Source organism: Streptomyces sp. NPDC015125 (genome assembly GCF_043080045.1).
Classification (GTDB): Bacteria; Actinomycetota; Actinomycetes; order Streptomycetales; family Streptomycetaceae; genus Streptomyces.
Genome location: NZ_JBIBVF010000023.1, coordinates 95844 through 114876, shown reverse-complemented (window position 1 = coordinate 114876; position 19033 = coordinate 95844). Strand labels below are relative to the sequence as shown.

At 71.1% G+C, this 19033-nt stretch carries 14 protein-coding genes; 10 read left to right on the top strand and 4 right to left on the bottom strand.

Annotation, left to right across the window (positions count from 1 at the left end):
* The first annotated feature begins 106 nt into the window (after positions 1–106).
* The 4 genes from ACF088_RS33675 to ACF088_RS33660 all read left to right on the top strand — a co-directional run bounded on the left by ACF088_RS33675 (position 107) and on the right by ACF088_RS33660 (position 3967).
* Positions 107–1294, top strand: a complete 1188-nt coding sequence (locus tag ACF088_RS33675) for a MalY/PatB family protein (RefSeq protein ID WP_392379676.1) — start codon at positions 107–109, stop codon at positions 1292–1294.
* Positions 1295–1451: 157 nt separating this feature from the next.
* The gene (locus tag ACF088_RS33670; protein WP_392379675.1) at positions 1452–2720 is read left to right on the top strand and encodes a VWA domain-containing protein; all 1269 of its coding nucleotides are present in this window, start codon (positions 1452–1454) and stop codon (positions 2718–2720) included.
* Positions 2720–3547: a hypothetical protein gene (locus ACF088_RS33665; protein WP_392379674.1), complete on the top strand. Its 828-nt coding sequence runs from the start codon at positions 2720–2722 to the stop codon at positions 3545–3547. Before ACF088_RS33670 ends, ACF088_RS33665 begins: the two co-directional genes overlap by 1 nt.
* 81 nt (positions 3548–3628) lie before the next feature.
* Positions 3629–3967, top strand: a complete 339-nt coding sequence (locus ACF088_RS33660) for a membrane dipeptidase (RefSeq protein ID WP_392379718.1) — start codon at positions 3629–3631, stop codon at positions 3965–3967.
* 1025 nt (positions 3968–4992) lie between these two features.
* Here the strand turns inward: ACF088_RS33660 and ACF088_RS33655 are convergent.
* Positions 4993–5571 carry a TetR/AcrR family transcriptional regulator gene (locus ACF088_RS33655; RefSeq protein WP_392379673.1) on the bottom strand — a complete coding sequence of 193 codons (579 nt, stop codon included), beginning with the start codon at positions 5569–5571 and terminating at the stop codon, positions 4993–4995.
* 90 nt (positions 5572–5661) lie between these two features.
* Here ACF088_RS33655 and ACF088_RS33650 point away from each other — a divergent pair, with 90 nt between their 5' ends.
* The 5 genes from ACF088_RS33650 to ACF088_RS33630 all read left to right on the top strand — a co-directional run bounded on the left by ACF088_RS33650 (position 5662) and on the right by ACF088_RS33630 (position 11990).
* The gene (locus tag ACF088_RS33650) at positions 5662–6108 is read left to right on the top strand and encodes an anthrone oxygenase family protein (RefSeq protein ID WP_392379672.1); all 447 of its coding nucleotides are present in this window, start codon (positions 5662–5664) and stop codon (positions 6106–6108) included.
* Positions 6109–6223: 115 nt separating this feature from the next.
* On the top strand, positions 6224–6574 hold the full coding sequence (locus ACF088_RS33645; RefSeq protein ID WP_328389203.1) for an antibiotic biosynthesis monooxygenase family protein: 351 nt from the start codon (positions 6224–6226) through the stop codon (positions 6572–6574).
* A gap of 1268 nt (positions 6575–7842) precedes the next feature.
* Entirely contained in the window at positions 7843–8985 is a 1143-nt protein-coding gene (locus ACF088_RS33640; RefSeq protein ID WP_392379671.1) for a PLP-dependent cysteine synthase family protein, read from the top strand.
* On the top strand, positions 8982–10241 hold the full coding sequence (locus tag ACF088_RS33635; RefSeq protein ID WP_392379670.1) for an MFS transporter: 1260 nt from the start codon (positions 8982–8984) through the stop codon (positions 10239–10241). The genes ACF088_RS33640 and ACF088_RS33635 overlap by 4 nt, the downstream gene beginning before the upstream one ends.
* Before the next feature lie 771 nt (positions 10242–11012).
* A complete protein-coding gene (locus ACF088_RS33630; protein ID WP_392379669.1) occupies positions 11013–11990 on the top strand; it encodes a zinc-binding alcohol dehydrogenase family protein in 978 nt (325 codons plus the stop codon).
* Positions 11991–12505: 515 nt separating this feature from the next.
* On the opposite strand, the gene ACF088_RS33625 is transcribed toward ACF088_RS33630, so the two are convergent.
* The 3 genes from ACF088_RS33625 to ACF088_RS33615 all read right to left on the bottom strand — a co-directional run bounded on the left by ACF088_RS33625 (position 12506) and on the right by ACF088_RS33615 (position 16618).
* Positions 12506–13882, bottom strand: a complete 1377-nt coding sequence (locus tag ACF088_RS33625) for a DUF5685 family protein (RefSeq protein WP_392379717.1) — start codon at positions 13880–13882, stop codon at positions 12506–12508.
* 411 nt (positions 13883–14293) lie between these two features.
* Complete coding sequence (locus tag ACF088_RS33620) at positions 14294–15508, bottom strand: PP2C family protein-serine/threonine phosphatase (RefSeq protein WP_392379668.1); 1215 nt, start codon at positions 15506–15508, stop codon at positions 14294–14296.
* Positions 15509–15784: 276 nt separating this feature from the next.
* A complete protein-coding gene (locus tag ACF088_RS33615; RefSeq protein ID WP_392379667.1) occupies positions 15785–16618 on the bottom strand; it encodes an undecaprenyl-diphosphate phosphatase in 834 nt (277 codons plus the stop codon).
* A 1000-nt stretch (positions 16619–17618) separates the two neighbouring features.
* Between ACF088_RS33615 and ACF088_RS33610 the strand changes: the two genes are divergently transcribed.
* Positions 17619–18770 carry an acyltransferase family protein gene (locus tag ACF088_RS33610; protein ID WP_392379716.1) on the top strand — a complete coding sequence of 384 codons (1152 nt, stop codon included), beginning with the start codon at positions 17619–17621 and terminating at the stop codon, positions 18768–18770.
* Positions 18771–19033: the final 263 nt, after the last annotated feature.

The following is a 19033-nucleotide window of genomic DNA, read 5'->3' as shown; positions in this document are numbered from 1 at the left end:
CCGGCCGGGCGCGGACCGGAGCCCGGCGCCCCCGTCCCCGGCCCCGGCCGATGACGAGGCCGCTTTCCCTCTGCCCTTCGCCGCGCACCGTGCCTATTTTGGCTCCATGGATCCCGTGCCGCGTACCGCCCCCGACGGCCCCGACGACCCCGATCCGCTGCGCCGGCTCTCCCTCGACGAACTGCGGCGGCGTACGAGCATGAAGTGGCGTACCTACCCGGACGATGTGCTGCCGTTGTGGGTGGCGGAGATGGATGTGCCGCTTGCCGAACCGGTCGTCGCGGCGATCACGGATGCGGTGGCGCTCGGCGACACCGGTTACCCGGCGGGCACGGCGTACGCCCGGGCGCTGGCCGGGTTCGCGCGGAGGCGATGGGGCTGGGACGGGCTCGTGGTGGAACGTACGGCGATCGTGCCCGATGTGATGCTGGGCATCGTCGAGGTGCTCAAGCTGATCACCGGGCCGGGAGACCCGGTGATCGTCAACTGCCCCGTCTATCCGCCCTTCTACCAGTTCGTGACGCATATGGACCGGCGCGTGGTGGAAGCGCCGCTGGGGGCGGACCTGCGAATCGATTTCGCCGCGCTGGAGGAGGCGTTCCGGCGCGCCGTCGCGGACCGGGGCCGCGCCGCGTACCTGCTGTGCAGCCCGCACAATCCCACCGGCACCGTGCACGACGCCGACGAGCTGTCCGCGGTCGCGGCGCTCGCGGACAGGTACGGCGTACGGGTCGTCGCCGACGAGATCCACGCCCCGGTGGTGGCCCATGACGCCGGGTTCGTGCCCTACCTGAGCGTGCCGGGGGCGGAGGCGGGACTGTCGCTGATGTCGGCGTCCAAGGCGTGGAACCTGGCCGGTCTCAAGGCCGCGCTCGCCCTCGCCGGACCCGCCGCTGCCGACGATCTGGCCCGCATCCCGGAAGAGGTCGGCCACGGCCCCAGCCACCTCGGCATCATCACCCACACCGCCGCCCTGCGGGACGGCGGCGACTGGCTCGACGCGGTGCTCCGCGGCCTCGACGACAACCGCCGGCTGCTCGACGGCCTGCTGGCCGAGCGGCTCCCCGCGGTCCGCTACCACCCCGCCGACGGGACGTATCTCGCCTGGCTCGACTGCCGCCCGCTCGGCCTCGGTGACGATCCCGCCGCGGTCTTTCTCGCCCGCGGCAGGGTCGCTCTCAGCCCCGGTGCCGGCTTCGGCACCGGCGGTGCCGGGCACGTCCGGCTCAACCTGGCGACCTCGCCCGAGCTGCTGACCGAGGCCGTTCGGCGGATGGCGGTCGCACTGGCCTGACCGCGGCACCGGGCAGCGCTCCGTACACCCTCCCCCGCGCCCTACGGAGAGCGGACGCCGGTCCGCGCGTCCGGTCACCGCGCCCACCGCCCCTTCCCCGCACCGCACTTGAGGGGCCGTTTTTGGAATGCGGGGAGTTTCTCCATACGATCCGGCGATGATCACAAGAAAACGGCTGGCGGCCGGGGTGTGCGGCCTGCTGGCCGCGATGACCCTCGCGCTCGCCCCCACACCTGCCGGCGCCGACGAACCGGACGCCAAGCCTTCCCCCAAAGTCGAGTTGACGCTCGATGTCAGCGGCTCGATGCGGGCACGTGACATCGACGGCCAGAGCCGGATGGCCGCGGCGAAGCAGGCGTTCAACGAGGTACTGGACGCCGTGCCCGATGAGGTCCAGCTCGGTATACGCACCCTCGGCGCCAACTACCGCGGCGAGGACCGGAAGGTCGGCTGCAAGGACACCCGGCAGCTCTACCCGGTCGGGCCGCTGAACCGGACCGAGGCGAAGACCGCGGTGGCCACGCTCAGCCCCACCGGCTGGACGCCGATCGGACCGGCTCTGCTGGGCGCGGCCGACGACCTCAAGGGCGGCGACGCCTCCCGCCGGATCGTCCTCATCACGGACGGCGAGGACACCTGCGCCCCGCTCGACCCCTGCCAGGTGGCGCGGGACATCGCCGCCAAGGGCATCCATCTCACCGTCGACACCCTCGGGCTGCTGCCGGACGCCAAGACCCGCAACCAGCTGAGCTGCATCGCCGAGGCTACCGGCGGAACCTACACCTCGGTACAGCACACCAAGGAACTCCGGGACCGCGTACACCAGTTGGTGGACCGCGCCGCCCGTCCGGTGGTCACTCCGGTGGCGACCGAGGGGACCCGGCAGTGCACCGACGCCCCGAAGCTCAAGCCCGGTCTCTACACCGACCGCGAGAAGTTCACCGAGCACCGCTGGTACCGGATGGACGTCCGGCCCGGCCAGGAACTGCGGGCCTCGGTGAGCATCGCCGCCGACCGTGCGGTCAACAACGACTACGGGGTCCTGCTGCGGGCCTCGACGGTGCACGGCAGAGAGATCGTCCGTGGCGCGGAGGCCGGTGACGGCCGTACGGATGTGATCTCCTCCGGGCTGCGCTACCCGAAGGCGCCCGCCTCCTCGGATGACGACGAATCCGCGGCGGAGACCGTCTGTCTGCAGGTCAGCAACTCCTTCTCGGCGCCCGCCTCGGTCAAGACCGACCCGGGCCTGCCCGTCGAGCTGACCGTCGACCTGGTGGACGGGCCCGACGACGCCTCCGACGCGGCCTTCTTCGGCCTCGGACACGGCTGGTGGCTGCTGGTCTCGCTGGCGCTCACCGGGCTGATCGCCGGCCTGGTGTGGGGCTGGATCTCCCGTTGGCGCGTGACCGTCTGGAGGACCAACTGATGCGCACCCTACGTACCCTGACGACCGCTGTGCTGGCGGGCGCCGCCCTCTTCGGCACGGCGGGAACGGCCTTCGCCGACAGCCCGTCCCCCAGCCCGAGCGCCGGCACGGATGCGGAGGCGCCGGCCCCGACCGAGGCCGGTACCTCGTTCCGTACGGCGACCGCCATCACGCCGGACCAGCGGGCCACGGCCGATGCGTCCACCGGCGATTACCTCTACTGGGTGCTGCCCGTGGACGCGGGGCAGCGCGCCACCGTCAAGGCCAAGGTCACCCTCCCGCAGAGCGCCCGGCACGGCACGGCCACCTGGCAGCTCGATGTCTATGACGGGCTGCGCCGCCGCCAGGCGTGCCAGTACGGCGCCCAGACCAGGGCAGCGGCCCGGGATGCGGGTTCCGTCGAGCTGTCCTGCACCCTGCGCACGGTCCGCGCCTGGGCGGAACCGTGGGCGAACGATCCGCTGCCGGGCAGCTACTACATACGCCTGACGGTGGTCGACCTGCCCAAGGACGACCTCGGTCTGCCGGTACACGCCGAGGTCGACGCCGCCCTCGCCGAGAGGGGCGGCGCCCACGACGTGGACGGCACGCTGGCCGCTCCCCTGGTGCCCGGCGCCTCCACCGCCACACCCGAGCCCCAGGAGAGCACCGCGCCCGGGAAGCCCGCCGCCCTGGGCGAGCCGGACGGCGGCTGGTCGTCCGGCGGGTGGTCCGACCGCTGGCTCTGGACCGCGGCGGGCGGACTGCTCGCGGCGCTGTCCGGCATCGCCGGCTACCGTTTCACCGGGGGCTCCGGCCGCCCGTCCCGGGTGCCACCGGGCGCCTGACCGGCCCGGGGGCGGCCATGGCGCGGGCCGTGGCCGCCCCTCACCTCGGAAGATTGAGTTTGCGCCGCCACCGGCGGGGTCATCGGCATCACCGGTGTCGGGATCTTCCTCGGCCCCAACGACGCCGGTATCGACGCGCTGGTACGGCATATCGATTACGCCGTCGACCTTGTCGGCCCGGAACACGTCGGAGTGTCGACCGACTACCCGTTCGACCACGAGGACTTCAACGCGATGCTCACGCAGAGCCCGGAGTTGTTCCCCGACTCCTACACACGCTGGGGGCCAATCAAGTTCATGCCCCCCGAAGACCTGCTGACCGTCGAAGACGCGCTTCTGGCCCGGGGATACCCCCACGATGCCGTCACCGCGATCCTGGGAGGCAACTTCCGCCGCGTCGCCGCGCTCGTATGGCAGTAACCCGATCCGCGACCTCGCACATTCCGGCCCTCCGCCCCACCGGATCCCTGCCTCCCGTGGCCATCACCGGTATCGCGTGCTCCGAGGGGCCAGGAAAACAGCACGGCGACACGCGGTCGATCGGGGCGTTACCGCAGTTGTTCGGAGTTCACTCGGCCCGTACATGGCACTGCCGGCATCGCGAGTGCGGCCACACAGTGCGCCGCCGTCATCGCCCATCCGCTGTGGTGTGCCGCGTAACCAGCTTCCGACATACTGTGCGCTCCAGCGGGCTCGTTACCTACCGACACATCAGCGGACAATGCCGCATGCATAGCAACCTGCGCGCCGCCGGTGGCCGCGATCACCTGCCACCCACGCCGGGCTGAGCGTGCTGCAGCGGCAGCCATGAGGAGCACCGTCAACGCTCCGGCGATCGCGCGCACCCACCGCACCGGCTCCTCCGACGCGAGATGGTGGCCGACGACCGCCAAAGCCGTGCCGACCAAGAGTGAAAACGGCTGAGCGCAGCCACCGTCCACTCCCCCGACAGGGCCGCGGAGAGCGGTTCACCTCACCCCGAGCCCGACCCAAGCCCGACCCAAGCCCGGTCCATGCCCCGCCCATCGCCTACCCCACTACGCCGCCACGCCCCCTATGCCCTGCCCTGGACGACGTGGCCGACCTCAGCACGACGTCGACACCGGGTCGGCGCTGAACGGATCCTTCTCAGTTGGCTCCGGCCGCGCGTGCATGCCGACCCGGTTCACCACCTGCAGTACGGTCCGGCCAGAAAGGGCTCTCATCTCCTCACGAACGCGTGCCATAGCGGCTTTCTCTGGCCCCTTCCGATGGACGTCGCCACCAGGACGCGTATCGGGTCGTGATCAATGAGCATCGCAGCTTCCGGGGCGGGTGCCCGTGTGGGGTACGGGGCCCGGCGATCTGCGGCTGCGCCGTGTGGGCGCGAGTGACCAACAGCGATGCCGCAGGCAGGCAGCGGCGGGGCCCGAGGGCCCCGGCTGCGTGCCCGCCGGGATGGTGTGTCAGACCATGGCGAGCCGGTCCACCAGCAGCTCCACCCTCGGCTCGGTGTCCTCCGGCGGCAGACGTCCCGCCCGGATCAGGGTCGCCAGCCCATGCAGGGACGCCCAGAACACCTCGGTGAACAGCCCCGGGTGGATGCCGTCCCCCGCGACCTCGCCCAGGCTCTCCAGCAACGCGGCGAAGGCGTCCTTGAGAGGTTCCGGGGTGTCCTCGTCCGCGAACGCCAGGCCGCCGTCGAGCTGGAACATGGCCTCGTAGACCGCCGGGTTGCGTTCCGCGAAGTCGAGGTAGGCGCGGGCGAGGGCGGCGACCCGCTCGCGCGGGCCGTTCGCGCTGGTGGCCGCGGCACGCACCGCCGCGGCCATCTCGGCGGCGCCCTGGAGGGCGACGGCGCCGATGATCTCCCGCTTGCCGCGAAAGTGGCTGTAGAGGACGGGCTGGCTGTATTCGATGCGCTCGGCGAGCCGGCGGGTGGTGACCGCGTCCCAGCCCTGCTGCTCGGCGAGTTCGCGGGCCGTCGCCAAGATGAGGCGTTCGCGGGCCGCCCGTTCACGCTCCTTGCGTTCCTGTACCGACATGATTCGATCCTAGCACCGCTAGACAAGCAAGCGGCAGTAGCGCTAGCGTTGCCACATCAGCTAGCAACACTAGATGCCGAGAGGGTCGTCATGCTCAACGCACTTCAGGTCTTCACCACCGTGGTCGTCGGCGTGATGGTGGGGGTGGAGCTCTCCGTCGCCTTCGTCATCAACCCGATCCTCAACGCACTCCCCGACGACAGTGGCCAACTCGGCCGCGCCCACGGGGGCCGGATGCTCGGCGCCGTGATGCCGGTCTGGTACGTCACCTCGCTCGCCCTCGTCGCGATCTGGACCATCGCCGGATGGCACCACCACGGCACCGGCCTCGTCATCACCGCCGCCTCGCTGCTGATCCTCAGCGTGATCATGTCGATCCTGCTGCTCGTCCCGATCAACAACCGGGGCAAGACCTGGACCCCTGACAACCGGCCCGCCGACTGGAAGCAGCAGCTGAAGCGCTGGGACCGCTTCCACTACGTCCGCGTCGCCGTCATCATCGCCGCCTTCACCCTGCTGGTCGCCGCCCTCACCTGAGCCCGCAGGCTCACCCGCCCGGTCGTCAGCCGCGACACCAACACCCTCGAACCCCGCTGGTATGCCCAGGACGCGGGCCCCAGCAACGGACCGACAGCGAGAGGAAGTACCGAAAATGGCCAAGCTGCAGAGTCTCGACCCGCACACGCCGATGTTCGCGCAGTTCAAGGAGAAGACCGGGCCCATCGTCCTGGCCAACACCTTCTTCGTCCCGAAGGAGAGGACTGAATGGTTCCTGGCCCTCTTTCGCAGGCAGGCCGAGTTCATGAAGGCTCAGCCGGGATTCGTCTCCCTGCAGATGCACAAGGGAACGGCGGACAGTCAGCTTCTGATGAACGTCGCGGTCTGGGAGTCGACCGAGGCGCTCGCCACGGCGTTCGGCAGCCCGGAGTTCCAGCGCATGGCGGCCGAGTTCCCCGACGACATCGTGTCGTACCCGCACATCTTCGAGCAGATCGACGTGTGACACGGCAGCGGTAGCCGCGTCACGGGGGCGATGTCCTCGTGCTCAGCCCTGCGGGCGGCGATCCAGCTCCGGATCTCCTGCGACACCTCGCGCACGCCCGACATCCGGGAACGCAGCTGACCGGCCATGCCCCGCGAACGGTCACCACCGGGCGTCCCGGTCAACCACATCCTGCCCACCGGCCCATCCGCCGGATGACGAAGGAGCAGCACGATGACGACACACCAGGACTGCGAGGAAGCGCACCCCGGCCGGCCCCACGCGGGGAACACAACCCCATGCCATAAGGGCAAGCACTCCACGAAGGCGTCCACGGTCTGCAGTGGTTCCGGTCTCCACGACCACACCGGCCATGACCACACCGATCACGATGGCCATACGGAAGGCGACGGCCGCGAAGCCGACTGCACCGGGCCTGGCCCTTGTCACACTGACTGAACCAGCGACACGGTGCCGCCCGGGTTCTCCTGACCGTCCAGGAGGACCCGGACGGTCGCGGCGAGGAAGCCGTCCCTGCCTTCCCTTCACCCGATGTGGCGATCGACGCGCTCGGAGTTGTGCGCACTGCCATCTGCCGCCAACTCCATACCGCCCTTGATTTTCCTGCGGGTTCCCCACGTGGGAGCCACTTGACCGGGCGCGGGGCGCACGTTCTTCACAAGCACTTTATGTGTTCGCTTGATTACGATTCGTGTTTGTGAGGGTTCTGGCAGTGTGCCGCAGCGACCGCCCAGCGATGTGGAGCAGGGCGGCTCTTTGCGTGGTTCTGGCAACCCTGATCCATGTGCTCGGATGCGCGCACGGGCCGGCCCCAGCGGGAACGGGCCGTATCGATGCCTTCCTGGCAACTTCCTCCACCTGCTCGCAAAAGAAGGCCGTCGCTGATGGCGCTGCCACTGAATCGCCACGTCACGGCGGGCACGGATCAGCCGAGTGCTCCGGAGCTGACGAGCCCTCCGTCCAAGCCCCCCGGAGCATCGGGGCCCCCGAGCAGCCGGCCGTAACCCCTCGGCCCTTCGACGCCGCCATGTTCGCCGGCGACCTGGCCGCGGTGGGGCCGCCTGTCGGCAACGACTCCGTCGGTGCAGCACATGGCCACAAGCGAGCCCTGCTTGGCGTGTGGCAGAACTGATCGGTTCCTGAGCCGCGCGAGCGAGCCTCCTTCTGGAGCTCTGCCGCCTGCCGGCTCACGGTCAGTTCTGCCTCCTTCCACCCGCACATGACCGGCCGGCGCCGCACGACCGCACCGGCCGAGGGAGAAGCACGCCATGAACCACTTCGCAGTACCCAGCGTCCCCGCCGCGCCGGCCCAGCTGCTCGCGGAAGCCAAACGCCCCATGCACACGCCTGCCGGTCTCGTCGGCGACACGCCCGTACTGTGGGTCGGAGAGCCGTTCACCGCAGGCGGGAGCGGCTTCTGGGCCAAGCTGGAGGGCCACAACCCTGGTGGGATCAAGGACCGGACCGCGCTGTACATGGTCCAATCCGCCCGCCAGAGGGGCGATTTGCTCCCCGGCGCCCCGATCATCGAGTCCACCTCCGGCACCCTCGGCCTCGGGCTCGCCCTCGCCGGGGTCACCTACGGCCACCCGGTCACCGTCGTCACAGACCCCGGGATGGAACCGCTGATGTCGGGGCTGCTCACCGCGTACGGGGCCGACGTCCAGATCGTCGACACCCCGCACCCCGTCGGCGGCTGGCAGCAAGCCCGCCGTCAGCGGGTCGAGGAGCTGCTCGCCGTGCATCCGGGTGCCTGGTGCCCGGACCAGTACCACAACCCGGACAACGTGGCGGCGTACCGGCCGCTCGCCCATGAACTCGTGGCGCAGCTCGGCCGTATCGACGCCTTGGTCGTGAGTGTCGGTACCGGGGGCCACTCCGCCGGCATCGGTGCAGTGCTTCGCGGCTACTTCCCCGGCCTCCACATCGCAGGAGTCGATACCACCGGATCCACCATCTTCGGACAGCCCGCCGGGACACGACTGATGCGCGGCCTCGGGAGCAGCATCTATCCAGGCAATGTCGCGTACGACCTCTTCGACGAGGTGCACTGGGTCGCCGCCCCCGAGTCGGTGTGGGCAGCCCGTGCGCTCGCGCGGTGCCGGTACGCCACCGGCGGCTGGAGCGTCGGCGCGGTCGCTCTGGTCGCCCGGTGGCTGGCCGGCCGGATGCCGGCCGAATCGCGCATCGTCGCCATCTTTCCCGACGGGCTGCAGCGCTACGTCGGCACGGTCTTCGACGACACGTACTGTCGCCGGCACGGGCTCCTCGGCCACCAGCCCGCAGCCGGACCGCGAGAAATTGCCCACCCAGGCGAGATGACTGTCACCCGCTGGACGCGGTGCACCACCGTCGTCGATCCGCTCGGCGCGACGCGCGGGCAGCAGCGGCTGGCGGGGGTATCCCGATGAAGTCTCTTTGGCGGCAGACCCGTTCGTTCCCGATCGCTGCACGGCTGTTGATGGCCAACCAGTTCGCCATCAACCTCGCCTTCTACATGCTCATGCCCTACCTCGCCGCCCACCTGTCCGGAGACCTCGGCCTGGCCGCATGGGCCGTCGGGCTCGTCCTGGGCGTCCGGAACTTCTCCCAGCAGGGCATGTTCCTCATCGGCGGCACCATCGCCGACCGGTACGGCTACAAGGCGCCGATCATGGCCGGCTGCCTACTGCGTACGGTCGGCTTCGGAATCCTCGGCTGGGTCGATAACCTCCCGGCCCTCGTTGCCGCGTCGGCGGCCACCGGGTTCGCCGGAGCCTTGTTCAACCCGGCCGTGAGGGCCTACCTGGCAGCCGAAGCGGGCGACCGGCGCGTGGACGCCTTCGCGACCTTCAACGTCTACTACCAAGGAGGCATGCTCCTCGGCCCGCTCGTCGGCCTCGCCCTCCTGGCCGCCGACTTCCGCGCGGTGTGTGCGGCAGCCGCTGCCATCTTCGCCGTGCTCACTCTGCTGCAGTGGCGCACTCTGCCGGCCCGGCGCGGCGACTCCGCGAACAAGGGTGACGCGGCGACAGGAGTGCTGGCCCAATGGCGCACCGTCGTGTCCAACCGCCCCTTTCTCCTCTTCTCGATCGCGATGATCGGGTCCTACGTACTGACCTTCCAGGTCTATCTGGCCCTCCCCCTCGCCGCCGACGAGGCCCTGGGAGCCAACGGGACCAAGGTCACCAGTGGGCTGTTCGTCGTCTCCGCAGTCGTCGCCGTCGCCGGGCAACTACGCCTGACCGGCTGGGCGAAGCGCCGCTGGAGTCCGCACGAAGCCCTCTTCCGTGGGCTGGTGGCCATGGGGCTGGCCTTCGTGCCTCTCGCAGTCGCCCAGCCCGGAGCGAGAGCGATGGCCCTCGTCTCCTTGGTGACAGCGGTCGTGCTCCTCGCCGCGGGCAGCGCGGTGGTCTACCCGTTCGAGATGGACACGGTCGTCGCACTCTCCGGCGGCCGCCTGATCGCCACCCACTATGGGCTGTACCACACCGTCTCCGGGCTGGGCATCACCTTGGGAAACCTCGCCACCGGAGCACTGTGGGGCTTCGCCCAGCATCACCACATCGCCTGGCTGACCTGGTCCGCACTCAGCGCCACCGGACTCACCTGCGCCGCTTCCGTCGCGGCACTGGCCCGGAGCGGACACCTGACCCCGAGGCAACCAGCAGCCGTCGTTACCGCCTGAGCACACGCCCAGGCACTCCTGCGCAACAGCGGTTCGACGAGACCGGCCACCGAATCGGGCAGGCGACTGTGATCCGGACGGTCTGATAGCGATCCCCGTGCCCCCGCAAGCCTTGTTCGCGGGGGCCATTCGCCACCAGAGGGCGCTGCGCTGCACGGCCGGATGGGGCTCCGGACATCCAGGTCTCAAACCTGACGCCACGTCAGGAGAGTCGGCATCAGTCCTGCCGGAACGGGCTTCCCTTCCCCCTGCCGAACCCGCACATACCGAAAGAGGCACCGCCAACCCAGCTGACCTGCATATTTGCCACCCCAACTGGGGAGATCATAGGGTCACTCCCCCAGAGGCATGCAGGTGTGGTCCATGTCCCCGAAATTCCCGCAGGCGCTGACGCTGGTGCACGGCGCGCGACTCGGAGTGCCGTGGACGGCTGTCACCGGCCGCGACGATCCGCTCGTACCCGCGGACGCCCTGGCGGATTGGGCGACCATCACCCAATCCGCCCACCGCCAACGCCTCGTGGCGGGGCGGGCACTTCTTCCCCTTCTCGCCTGCTGGTACGGACGTACCGCTGTCCGCGCCCTGCCGCGTCGGCGGTACCGGCGACGCATCCGGCACCCGCGGCGGCCGACGAAGGCGAGGGGGCGGACCAACCCGAGCGTGCGATCACCGGCTGAGTCGCCGCCATCCCGGCCAGCCTCTTGCCCCTCTCCCCCTCTTTCCCCTCCCCTCTTTCCCCTCCCTGTTTCATCTGATGAGGAGTGACATTCTGTGCGCGCTGTGACGATCCCCCGCTTCGGTGATGCCGAAGTACTGGAGTACGCCGAGGTCGAGGCCCCGACGCCGGGGCCCGGTCAGGTCGCCATCGACGTGACCCACGCCGGCGTCAACTACGCCGAGATCCTCTTTCGCCAGGGCGCGGTGGACGTTCCGCTGCCGTACGTACCAGGCATCGAGGCCGCCGGACGCGTCCGCGCGCTCGGTGACGGCGTCACGGACCTGCGGGTCGGGCAGCCGGTGACGGCGCTGACCATGACCACCGGCGGCGGCTACGGCGAGGTGGCCGTCACCGACGCGCAGCTCGTCGCCCCACTACCGGACGACTCGAACCTCGCCCTGATGGCCGCCGTGCCGTCCAACAGCACCACGGCGTGGCTGGTGCTCGGCGAGGTGGCGCGGCTGCGCAAGGGCGAGCGGGTGCTCGTGCACGCCGCGGCCGGCGGTGTGGGCAGCCAGCTCGGGCAGGTGGCCAAGCTGCTGGGCGCCGGCCAGGTGGTGGGCACCGTGGGCTCGCCGGAGAAGCTGGAGAAGGCCGCCGCCTTCGGCTACGACAAGATCGTACTGCGCGACGAACTGGCTGGCTCGGTCGAGGAGTTGACGGATGGCCGCGGGTTCGACGTGGCCATCGACCCGGTCGGCGGCGCGGCCCGCCGGGCGAGCTTCGACGCTCTGGCGCAGGGCGGGCGCCTGGTCGCCATGGGCAACGCCTCCGGTGCCGACGCCGTCCACTTCGACGCGAATGAGCTGTGGTTCAGCGGCAAGGGCGTGCTCGGCTTCAACCTCGGTGCGCTGAGCGGTGCGCGTCCCGAGGCCGTGGCGCCGGTGCTGCGGCGCGCCGTCGACGCCGTACTGGACGGCGGGATGCGCGTGGAGGTCGGCGAGGTGCTGGCGCTGCGCGACGCGGCCCAGGCCCACCGCCGCATCGAAAGCGGCCGCAGCACGGGCAAGTTGGTGCTCGCGATGCCGTAAGGGCTCGGCTGTACCACGCGGGCCTGGTGGGCCGGGCGTACGGCTCACCATCCTGCTCCGCGCGCGGAGCGTACGCGGGAACGCGGCGGCGCCCAGGACGGGGGCGCCGCCGGTGTCGTCGAAGTACACGTCGTACGCGTCGCTGTGACTCGGAGTGGAGATGTAGCGACTGGTAGCGGGCCTCGTCGTCGGAGCGGTTGAGGATGTTCACGGTGAAGTCGCCGAGCAAAGCCCGGTTCCGGCCGTCCCTGGCCGGCGAAGTTCCGGAGCTTCGCGAAGCAGTCCGGACGCGTCCTTGCCGCGGGCGTGCGTGTTCCAGTAACAGCTCTCCCCGAACCGCGTACCGAGCAGGGGCGCGCGGTATCGGTTGTTCGGGGGCGTCCGTTGAGGGCGTTGAGGCCGTGCGTCAAGTCACTCAGCGGCCGAGTCCTTTCCCTTCTCCCGAGCCGGCAACGGCCGGTGAAGTCGTCCTTGAGCTTCCCGACCCACCCGGCGGACGTCCGGACCGTCGGCGATCAGCAGCCGCCGCCGCAGCTGCAACATTCACAGCACTCACAACACTCACAGCAACTGCAACCGTCGCAGCAATCGCAGTTCTGACAGCACCCCTCGCGCTTCTTGCGCGACCACGGTCCCTCGTACTCCTCCGCACAGCAGAGCTTGCAGGTGCAGCACAGTCCGATGGCGACCGCACAGCCTGCGAGGAAGCCGCGGGGCTTCTTCGGCTGCTGCGGGAAGTGCGGCATCCCGCCCTCGCCACCGCCGGAGCCGCCACCATGACCGCCGTGGCCGCCGCTCGGGCCGCCGGGGCCCACCGGACCGCCGTTGTAGGGGTTCTGAGGACTGTTCAGGTACTGCTGCCCGTGGGCGTACGGACCGCCGGCCGGTGCCTGGCCGTACTGGGGAGGCTGTCCGTATTGGGGAGGCTGCCCGCCCTGCGGAGGCTGTCCGTACGGGGAGGGCCCGCCGTTCCGGTACGGGTTCCCGTCCTGGCCGTCGTACGGCCCCGACGCTCCATGCCCCTGGTGGGAGCAGGCGGCCGTGCCGAAAGCGCGGTCCACCGAGCGGCGCAGTTCGTGGACCAGCAGCACATGCACCAGGGCGGAGTCGGTGAACTCCACATCGCGCAGTGCCAGACGGATGCCGTGCAGCGCGTCGTCACACAGCCGGCGGGCCTGCGCGAGGGTGGCGCCCGTGGCGGCGAGCGGGTTCCAGGCGCCCTCGGCGGCGTCCGCCGTACGGTCCTCCACGGCGTCGAGGAGATGGGCCAGCCGCCCGAAGAACCGGCCGGCCTCGGCCAGCGGCGCGGCGTTGCCCGGCCGGCCCGCGAGCACCGCGGTGTGGGCGAAGGCCGCGGCGGTCGCCGTCTCGGTCGGTTCGGTGATGAACGTCAGCGGTGTGCCGGGCCCGGCCAGTTCCTCGATCCCCAGCTGCCGGTCGACCGCGTCGACGAGTACGGCGGTGTCGAAGCCGAGGCTGGCGCCGGTGCGCGCCCCGGCCCGGTCCCATCCCGCGGCGACCTTGCGCGCGGCGGCGGCCACCGGCCGGCGGCGCAACGCCCCGTTCCCGTCGGCGACATGGTCGCGTATCTTCGCCGAGGCGAGCACGAGGGAGACCGATGCCGCGAGGCGCGCGCCCTCCCCCTTCGCCACCGATGCGGTACGCATACCCCGCAGCGGGCAGGGCCCCGCGGTACGGCGGCGGCTCTGCGCGGGGCCGGACTGAGCATCCGTCAGCACGGAGACGATCAGCCCGTCGTAGTTCGTGACGACCCGGGCGAACTGCCCGTGGTCGCCGCGCAGCGCGAGACAGAGGCCGCACAGATGGGCCATCCACTCCGCCTTGAGTCCTTGCGACAGGCGATGGGTGCAGGGCCTGACGATTCCGAACATGTGGAAGAAACCCCCGTAAGACATCGGCATGGGCCGGCCTCGGTCGGCGCGGGCCGGCAGCGGCAGGAATCGTACCGAGTGTGCCGTTGACCTGGACACACACCCCATGTGGAGGCCGGGCGGAACCTGATGTCCCGTCACGTCGAGGGGGCGGCGGCGCGGTCGTCGAGCCGATCCGGGCCGGGCCGGCCCGCGCGGCGGTGAAGGCGGCCGCTCCGCGGTGTCAGGGGAAACACCGGCGGAGCGGCCGCGGGCCCAGGTCCACAGGAAGGCCGGGCCGGGCCGGGAATCGGGGAAAATCCCGCGGCACACCCCTTTGTACGGACTGCATCCCGGGAGCGTTCAACCGGCTTTTCGGATGCGCCGGTACAGGTGCGCCGGTACAGGTGCGCCGATACAGGTGCGCCGGCGTCAGACCGCCACGGGCGCGGCCGGGCCCGTCCCGGGGTGGTGGCGCAGCCGTGCGGCGAGGACGGCTACATCGTCCTCGGCATGCAGCCCGTCGAGGCGGAGCAGGACCTCGTCGAGCACCTGTGTCACCCCCACTCCGGCGGGCAGCCGTACCCGGGCCAGCCGGGACAGCGAGACGTCGATGTCTTCGCCGCGCCGCTCGACGAGACCGTCGGTGAACATCAGCAGCGTCTCCTCGGACGTGAGGGTGCGGGTGACGAGTTCGTAGCCCCCGGCCCCGGTGCCCAGGGGCGGGCCGACGGGCACCTGGACGAGGCCGGCCACGCCCTCGCGGCTGAACACCGCCGGAGGCAGGTGGCCTGCGCTGGCGAACGCGGCGATTCCGCGCGCCGGATCGACCCGGGCCAGCAGACAGGTCGCCGGACGGCGGGCCTCGTCCCCGGCCACGGCGGTGTCGAGCTGACGCAGTACACGATGGGGCGGCAGATCGGTCGAGGCGACATAGCGCAGGTGGGAGCGGTAGGCGTTCATATCGACCGCCGCATCGAGTCCGTGTCCCATGACATCGCCCATGACGAGCAGGGTGCGTCCGTAGTGGAGCCGTACCGTCTCGAACCAGTCGCCGCCGACCAGCGCGCTGCTGCCGGAGGGCAGATAGCGGGTGGCGAGCTCCAGGTTGGGGTGCGGCTTGCCCGGCTCCGCGAGGAGCGCCCGCTGCAGGTCCATCGCCGTGCGCTGCACCGCGGCATACCGGCGGGCGTGCGCGAGCCGGCCGGCTGTGAGACGTGCCAGGAAGTGCACCGTGTCGGTCTCGTCCGCGGTGAAACTGCCGCCTGCGCGCAGGGCCAGCAGTGCGCCGTAGCGGCGGCCGTCCGCGCGGAGCGGCACCGACAGCGCCCCGGCCGAGCGGCCGCCGGGCAGGGTTGCCGCCGCGGTGACGGGATGCCCCTCGGCCAGCGCCCGCATCGAGAGTGACCCGCCGTCAGGCCGCCCCGGGTCTTCGTCCGGGAACCGTGCTTCCAGCACCGTGACCAGCCCTGCCGTCGCCACGCGTCGCAGCGCTGCCGGGGAGTGTGACCGTACCCCGGTGCCCTCTTCGTCGAGCAGGTCCACCGCGGCGGCGTCGCACAGGTGCCGGCACAGGAACCGGGACAGCTCGGCGCAGGTGGTCTGCTCGTCCAGGGTGGTACCGATGCGTTCGACGGCTTCCTCCACCGTGCGCAGGCGGGCCGTCAGGTACGCGGAGCCGGCGTCCCGGTTCTGGTCCGGGCCGTCCTCGTGCGGCGGGCGGCCGCACGGCCCGCCGCGGCCGCGGTGCCGGTCCTCCGTGCGGCCGAGGCCGCGGCCACGGCCCGTCGGGCGCCGGGCCGCGGTGCGGGACCCGCCCCGGGTGCTCCGCCCTGCCGCGGCCCGCGGGTCCCGGCGGGAGGCGGGCGGCGCCCCACCGGGAACCGCGGCGGTGGACCAGCGGCGGTGGACCAGCGGCGGTCGTCAGGAAAGGACGCCCATGCCCAGCAGGCCGAAGAGGAGCGCGCCGACGAGGATCCGGTAGATCACAAAGGAGTTGAAGGAGTGCTTGGCCACGAACTTCAGCAGCCAGGAGATCGAGGCATAGGCGACGGCGAAGGAGACGACGGTGCCGATGGCCAGTGGCGCGACGGCGGCGCCGGTGCCGATGGCGTCCTTCAGCTCGTAGATACCGGCTCCGGTGAGGGCCGGGATGCCGAGGAAGAAGGAGAGGCGGGTGGCCGCGACGCGCTCCAGGTCGAGGATGAGGGCGGTGGACATCGTCGCGCCGGAGCGGGAGAAGCCCGGGAAGAGGAGGGCGAGGATCTGGGAGCAGCCGACCCACATGGCGTCCTTGAGCGAGGTGTCGTCCTCACCGCGCTTGTGGCGGCCCATCTGGTCCGCCGCCCACATCACTCCGCTGCCGATGATCAGCGATCCGGCCACCACCCACAGGGAGGCGAGCGGGCCTTCGATCAGAGGCTTGGCCGCCAGGCCGACGACGACGATCGGGATGGTGGCGTAGATCACCCACCAGGCGAACTTGTAGTCGTGGTGGTAGCGCTCCTCACGATTGCGCAGCCCGCGGAACCACGCACCCACGATGCGCACGATGTCCTTGAAGAAGTAGACGAGCGCCGCGGCGATCGCGCCGACCTGAATGACCGCGGAGAAGGCGACGACGGTCTTGTCGTTGACGGGGATGCCCATCAGACCTTCGGCGATCTTGAGGTGGCCGGTGGAGGAGACCGGAAGGAATTCCGTCACCCCCTCGACGGCTCCGAGGACGACGGCTTGGCCGATGCTGATCGCGCTCATGGGTTCCATTTCTGGGGATGGGGTGGGCGTGTCTGAAGATGGGGGGCGTGCGGCGCGGGTGCGCCGTGGTGCGGTGGGCGTCGGGTCCTGCGGCCGGGCGCGCGGCGGGGACGAGGGACCTCGGCACCCTCGTCGATGCTCTCGGTTCGGCCGGGGCGGGCCCGGGGGGGGTGCCTCCGGCGTCACCGGGACACACGTATGCCGCGGCGCACCGGTCGGTGAGGCGACTGTACTGGTGGGCGCGCCGTCGGGCCGAAGCGAGGGCTCGGCGGGCCGTCGCGGCAGCGGCCCGGCAGGTGGGCGGGGCGGTGCGTGCGGCCGGCGAACGGGACCGGTGCAAACAGGGCCGGTGCGAACGGGGCCGGTGCAAACGGGACCGGTGCGAACGGGGCCGGTGCAAATGGGACCGGTGCGAACGGGACAGAAAGGCAACGGCCACGGCGGCGGGCCCGGGTGGCGGATGGCCGCCGGGATTCGGTACGGATGAACGGTGCCCATGACCGGCGACGTACAGAACGGCGGGCACCCGGGCACCGCGCCATGTCGTCAGCCCCTCCCGTGATGGGTCGGGATGCGTCCCGCGCGCCCCGGTGTCTAGAGTGCCACAGATGGTCTACAACACTGTAGACGACCAGGAGGGGGGAACCGTCCCATGGCCGAGGCGCAGGCACACCGTCGACCCGCGGGCACGCCTCCCGATCCACGGGCGCACGTCCGGCCCGCGAGGGTGCCCCCGGTCCACGGGCACACCGGGAGGCGAACGTCCCCGCAGCATTGTGGGCCACCGACTCCCGCCGGCTCACACCAGGAGCGCCACCCCACACCGGTAGGGTCCTCCACCCGTCCCGCACCAGCACACACGAGGAGCCAGGATGCCGCTTGCCACGATCGTCACAGTGATCGCCCCCACCACCACGGCAAGAAGGGCCCGGCGGCCGACCGACCGCTGGGAGGCCGTGTCGTGACCCCTCTCCCCCACTCCTCCACCGCTGCCTCCGCCCTGCAGGACGCCGATCAGCCTGCCTCCGCCGGGCGGGCCGCCGTCCCCACCCGCTCTCCCGCCCACTCTCCCACCCGCTCCCCTACCGGCGTCCCGGGCGAGTCGGCGCCGCCGCCCCCGGCAAAGAACCGCGACGCGTTCTTCGACAACGCCAAGTACCTGGCGATCGTGCTGGTGGCACTGGGCCACGCCTGGGAGCCGCTCTACGCCGGCAGCCGGAGCGCGGCCGCGCTCTATATCTTCGTCTACGCGTTCCACATGCCCGCATTCACCGTCATATCCGGGTACTTCTCCCGTAGTTTCGATATGCGGCGCGACCGGCTGCAGCGACTGGTCACCGGCGTCGCCGTCCCGTACATCGTCTTCCAGACGGCCTACGCGGTGTTCCGGTACTGGGCCGGCGACGTGCCGAGCTTCTCGGTCGATCTGACGGACCCGTGGTTCCTCACCTGGTTCCTGGTCGCCCTGTTCCTCTGGCGGCTCACCGCCCCGCTGTGGCGAATCGTCCGGTGGCCGGTGCCCCTGGCCCTGGCGATCGCCCTGTCGGCCTCGGTCTCCCCGGATCTCGGCAGTGGCCTGGACCTGCAGCGGGTCCTGCAATTCCTGCCGTTCTTCGTCCTGGGCATGTGCCTGAAACCGGAGCACTTCCCACTCGTGCGCTGCCGGGCGGCGCGGATGGCCGCGGTGCCCGTCCTCGTCGCCGCGCTGGCCTTCGCCTACTGGGCCGTGCCGCGCATGAACGACGCATGGTTCTACCACACCGACAGCGCACAGCATCTGGGTGTGCCGTGGTGGTGCGGCGTCCTGATGCAACTGGCCATGTTCGGCTGCTCATTGGCCCTCACGGCCTGCTTCCTGGCCTGGGTGCCCGGCCGCCGGATGTGGTGCACCGTACTGGGCGCCGGCACGCTCTACGGCTATCTGCTGCACGGTTTCCTGGCCAAGGCCTCCCGCTGGTGGGACTGGTACGACGCCGGCTGGATCCACACCCCGTGGGGCGCCATCGCCGTCACGCTCCTCGCCGGGGCGATCGTGACGCTGCTGTGCACCCCACCGGTCCAACGCGCCCTGCGCTTCGCCATGGAGCCGAAGATGAAGTGGGCCTTCAGGAAGGAGCCCCCGCTCGGTGCCCCGCGGGGCCGTACGACATGACGAGGGATGAGGGGCGGGGCTGAAGAGCAGTGGGCGCTCCCTCCCGATTCGCCTCAGGCCGCCCCGGCAGACCCGCAGTGGCGGTGGCCGGGGGCGGGGGCCGGGGACCGGCCGGGGACCGGGGACGGTGGCCGGGGCTCCGGCAGCGGTGGCCGGGACTCCGGCTGCCGTGGCCGGGGCTCCGGCTGCCGCGCCTTCCTCCCGGCTCCGGTGGCCCCGGCGGATAGCATCAGTACTGTTGGCGTAGCTCATACGTGCGGTGG

Excerpts from the sequence above, each read along its gene's own strand:
- ACF088_RS33655 (WP_392379673.1), bottom strand. The coding sequence starts at position 5,571 with ATGTCGGTACAGGAACGCAAGGAGCGTGAACGGGCGGCCCGCGAACGC.
- ACF088_RS33625 (WP_392379717.1), bottom strand. The coding sequence starts at position 13,882 with ATGTTCGGAATCGTCAGGCCCTGCACCCATCGCCTGTCGCAAGGACTC.
- ACF088_RS33645 (WP_328389203.1), top strand. The coding sequence starts at position 6,224 with ATGGCCAAGCTGCAGAGTCTCGACCCGCACACGCCGATGTTCGCGCAG.
- ACF088_RS33665 (WP_392379674.1), top strand. The coding sequence starts at position 2,720 with ATGCGCACCCTACGTACCCTGACGACCGCTGTGCTGGCGGGCGCCGCC.
- ACF088_RS33650 (WP_392379672.1), top strand. The coding sequence starts at position 5,662 with ATGCTCAACGCACTTCAGGTCTTCACCACCGTGGTCGTCGGCGTGATG.
- ACF088_RS33635 (WP_392379670.1), top strand. The coding sequence starts at position 8,982 with ATGAAGTCTCTTTGGCGGCAGACCCGTTCGTTCCCGATCGCTGCACGG.
- ACF088_RS33640 (WP_392379671.1), top strand. The coding sequence starts at position 7,843 with ATGAACCACTTCGCAGTACCCAGCGTCCCCGCCGCGCCGGCCCAGCTG.
- ACF088_RS33675 (WP_392379676.1), top strand. The coding sequence starts at position 107 with ATGGATCCCGTGCCGCGTACCGCCCCCGACGGCCCCGACGACCCCGAT.
- ACF088_RS33670 (WP_392379675.1), top strand. The coding sequence starts at position 1,452 with ATGATCACAAGAAAACGGCTGGCGGCCGGGGTGTGCGGCCTGCTGGCC.
- ACF088_RS33615 (WP_392379667.1), bottom strand. The coding sequence starts at position 16,618 with ATGAGCGCGATCAGCATCGGCCAAGCCGTCGTCCTCGGAGCCGTCGAG.